Source organism: Mitsuaria chitosanitabida ATCC BAA-476 = NBRC 102408 (assembly GCF_001598255.1).
In the GTDB taxonomy this organism is placed as follows: Bacteria; Pseudomonadota; Gammaproteobacteria; order Burkholderiales; family Burkholderiaceae_C; genus Roseateles; species Roseateles chitosanitabidus.
The window spans coordinates 1-3,857 of the sequence record NZ_BCYP01000050.1; the positions used below are offsets into that span (position 1 = coordinate 1).

The 3,857-nt window shown below is 59.7% G+C and carries 2 protein-coding genes; both read left to right on the forward strand.

What is annotated here, in order from left to right; all coding sequences use genetic code 11:
• The first annotated feature begins 11 nt into the window (after nt 1–11).
• On the forward strand, nt 12–3,323 hold the full coding sequence (locus MCHT01_RS25285) for a hemagglutinin repeat-containing protein (protein WP_259375189.1): 3,312 nt from the start codon (nt 12–14) through the stop codon (nt 3,321–3,323).
• Entirely contained in the window at nt 3,320–3,700 is a 381-nt protein-coding gene (locus MCHT01_RS26580; protein WP_148661736.1) for a DUF6911 family protein, read from the forward strand. Before MCHT01_RS25285 ends, MCHT01_RS26580 begins: the two co-directional genes overlap by 4 nt.
• The last annotated feature ends 157 nt before the right edge of the window (nt 3,701–3,857 follow it).

Genomic DNA, 3,857 nt, shown 5'->3' on the forward strand with positions numbered 1-3,857 from the left:
AGGGGACGAGGTTGGGGGCGGGGAGGGATGTGAAGGTCGAGAACGCCCTCGACACGTCTCACCTCAGCGAGGACCGGCGGCAGGTCACCAAGGGCGTGATGGGGTCCGGGGCCGGCTTCAGCGTCGGCACGCGCGATCAGCGCAGCGGACACCAGCAGGACCAGGAGACCGTGGTGGCCTCGACGATCGGCAGCGTCGGTGGTGACGTGACCATCGTGGCGGGGCGCAACTACTCGCAGGTGGGCTCGGTGCTGCAGACGCCCAAGGGCGACGTGGACGTGCTGGCACAGCGCATCTCGATCAAGAGCGCCGAGCAGACGGGCAACGACGTGCAGAGCACGGCCTTCCGCCAGAGCGGCCTGTCGGTGTCGGTGAGCGCCCCGGCGCTCAGCGCGCTCGAGGACACCGGGAAGATGCTGGACAACGTCGGCAAGGTCGGCGACGCGCGCATGCAGGCGCTGGGCCTGGCCTCCACGGCCATCAAGGCGAAGGACGCTGCGAACGCGCTGCTGTCCGATCCCAAGGCCGCGGGCGGCCTGTCGATCAGCGTCACGGTGGGATCGAGCAAGTCCAAGAGCCGGACCGAGACCACCACCACGACGCAGCAGGCCAGCGAGATCACCGCGGGCGGGAACATCCGCCTCACCGCGACGGGCGCCGACAAGGACAGCAGCATCGAGGTGCAGGGCTCCGACCTGGCGGCCGGAGGCAAGCTGGCCATCAAGGCGGATGGCGCGGTGTCGCTGAGCTCGTCGCAGGACACGGTGAAGCAGCGCAGCGAGAACTCCTCGAGCAGCGCCGCGTTGGGCGTGGCGGTCAACGTGGGATCGAGCGGCGCCTCGTTTGGCGTCACCGCGAGCGCGAGTCTGGCGCGCGGCAAGTCCGATGGCGACGACGTCATCCAGCGCAACACGCACCTGCAAGGCCAGCAGGTGAGCATCGAGTCCGGCGGCGACACGACGCTCAAGGGCGCGGTGGTGGCGGGGGATCAGGTCAAGGTCCACGCCGGAGGCAACCTCAACATCGAGAGCCTGCAGGACACGAGCAAGTTCCACAGCGAGAGCAACCAGGTGGGCGGCAGCGTGACGATGGGCGCGGGCGTCAGCGGCAATGCGAGCTACGGGCAGAGCAAGGTCAACAGCGACTACGCGAGCGTCACCGAGCAGAGCGGGATCCGTGCTGGGAGCGGTGGCTTCCAGGTCGACGTGAAGGGCAACACCGACCTGAGGGGCGGATCGATCACCAGCACGCAAGCGGCGGTCGACGCGGGTGCGAACACGTTCAAGACGGGCAGCCTGACGCTCAGCGACATCGAGAACAAGGCCGACTACAAGGGCTCGAGCTTTGCCGTGTCGGGTGGGTTCTCGTCGGACAAGCGCAGCACCGAGGAGATCAAGAAGGACAACGACGCGATCAAGGCCGCGCAGGCGAACGGGCAGTACACGTGGTCGCCGATGTCCACCGGCCAGGCGCAGCAGCCGGGGCAACCGCAGGCGCAGGGGAACTCGTTCGGGGTCGGGGTGACGAGCGGCAACGCCAGCAGCACGACGAAGGCGGGGATCAGCGGCATCGCGGGGAACCAGACGGCGCGCACCGGAGACGCGGAGTCGGGGATCAAGCAGATCTTCGACAAGGAGAAGGTCCAGCAGGACATCCAGGCGCAGGTGGCGATCACGCAGACGTTTGGGAAGGAGGCGGCGAAGCAGATTGGTGAGTTTGCGGACACGCAGTTGCTCAAGGCTGCCAAGCTGCGCGCGGAAGCCTCCGCGGCACAGGACGACCGCAGCTACGGGGACCTGAACGCTCAAGCGGAGGCGTTGGAGAAACAGTGGGGTCCGCAGGGCACGATGCGGATTGCCGCGCATGCCGTCCTCGGCGGCTTGACTGGCAACCTGAGTGGGGCGGCAGGTGCAGCCGTCGGTACGCTGACTGGACCGCAAGTGCAGACCGCGCTCCAGAAAGCGGGCCTCGATGACTCGCTCGTCAATTCCCTGACGACCCTGGCAAGCAGCGCGGCTGGCGCAGCGGTCGGAGGAATTGCTGGGGCCGGTACGGCGTTTAATGAGGTAACTAATAACTTCTTGGCGCACCAGCAGCGACAGCAACTGGAAGCCTTGAGAGCCAAGAGTTTGCGCGGCAAACTGTCGGTCGATGAGAGCCGCACTCTGGTGACTCTTGAGATCGCTGATCAGATGAGCGATGAACTCTTGGCGAAATTCTCTAAGCGGCAGCCACTTACGAGAGATCAAAAGAACGATCTGGCTGCTTATGCGGCCGTTTACATGGAAAGCAAGTACGGGGATGAGTTTCGCAGTCTTTCTCCTCAGGCTGCAGCGGCACGCGTCGGTCAAGAGATCGCGAATCTCTCGATGAACCCGCCATCGGCAAACTATACCTACCCTTATGCAGGTAGTAATGATGCAATGTCGGCATGGGTGAAAGATACATACGTCGGAGGCGAGCGTGTGTTCGCTTATCTGTTCGGTGCTGCTCCTCAATCGATTGAAAGGGACATCTTTCTCGCCGCAAAGAAGAACATTGGCATGGTCGGAGACAGTCAATGGAATGACGGCATGCTCCCTTCTTCTATCATTCGGAACTCAATGGGCGCGGAGATTGAACCACTTCGCAATAGCGCTACCGCTGCTTTGGGCTATCTTGCAGGGCAGGGGTTGGGCTACGAAAAGGAAGATAAGGATCGCATTGCAACCTTCTTGTCTATTACCTCGGACATCTATGGTTCGATGCTGTTCCCTAAACAAGTTCTGGAAATTGAGAAGCTGACTACTCGAAGTAGTGGGGGAGCGAGAAAAGACCCAGATGGCAAGGGTGGGACGGGCCCTAGTTCGAAACTCCCTGAAGTTGATGACCTTACTAGTCAGCTGGCTCGCGAGCAACTCGATCGTTCTGGAGTAAACAAGGGCGCCATTGACGTGGTTGCGGAAGGTAGAATTAGGGGTCGGGTGTATATTGATACCAATCAAAAGGCGAGGTCGCCCGAGAATGCAGATGCCACTGAGGCTACTGGGGTGCCGCGAAATACTGTTGACGCGCGGGCGGAGAGGTTTGGCCTTGTTAATGCCGATATGGCGACCGCGCATGCGGAGATTGGGGTTATTCAGCAGGCCGTAAAGTCTGGGGTTGCAAAAGGGGCGGATATGGAATTGACGGTTTCTGGAAGGGATATTTGTGGATTCTGTAGAGGGGATATCCCTGCGGCTGCGGAGGCGGCTGGTCTCAAAAGCTTGACGATCTTAGAGCAAACCACCGGGGTGACTTGGTATTGGAAGCCTGGAATGAGGAATATTAAGATTAAACGATGATGAAACATTTCCATTTGTCCTGGACTGGTGGTAATCAGGCTATGCCCGATGCGAACTTGGTTCTCGAACGACTTCGTTCCGCTCTCCTTTGTGGGGGGGTTGTAACGCTCGACGCTGACGACGAATCGGATCGTTCTAGTAGTTTGCAGGTCAGAATCGAGGGCGGTCGATTCCTTTTAACCTTCGGATGGGATGATGGGTTTTCATGGAAAATGAAAGTATTTGTTCACCCTGATTCTGAGCATCTTGTTGGTCAATCATCATTGCTTGGCGATGTTTGGTTAAATAGAATAATATTCTCCGATCAAAAGGTGGTTGTCGAAGCGTTTATGAATTTCTTGAATGGAGTCCATCCAGCTGGGGATGGTTGGATTTAAATGGCTCTCCGGATGATGGGGTAGTTTTCCCTGTTTCGGGGTCTCCGAGTCAGGTGCCGAAGTTTCGGTTATTGATGTGGGAATACTCGAAGAGTTCTCTCAACCTATTGCGATTGTGAGAATATAAGCCGCGTGAAGATGGGCGAGACCTGAAACT

Excerpts from the sequence above, each read along its gene's own strand:
- MCHT01_RS26580 (WP_148661736.1), top strand. The coding sequence starts at position 3,320 with ATGATGAAACATTTCCATTTGTCCTGGACTGGTGGTAATCAGGCTATG.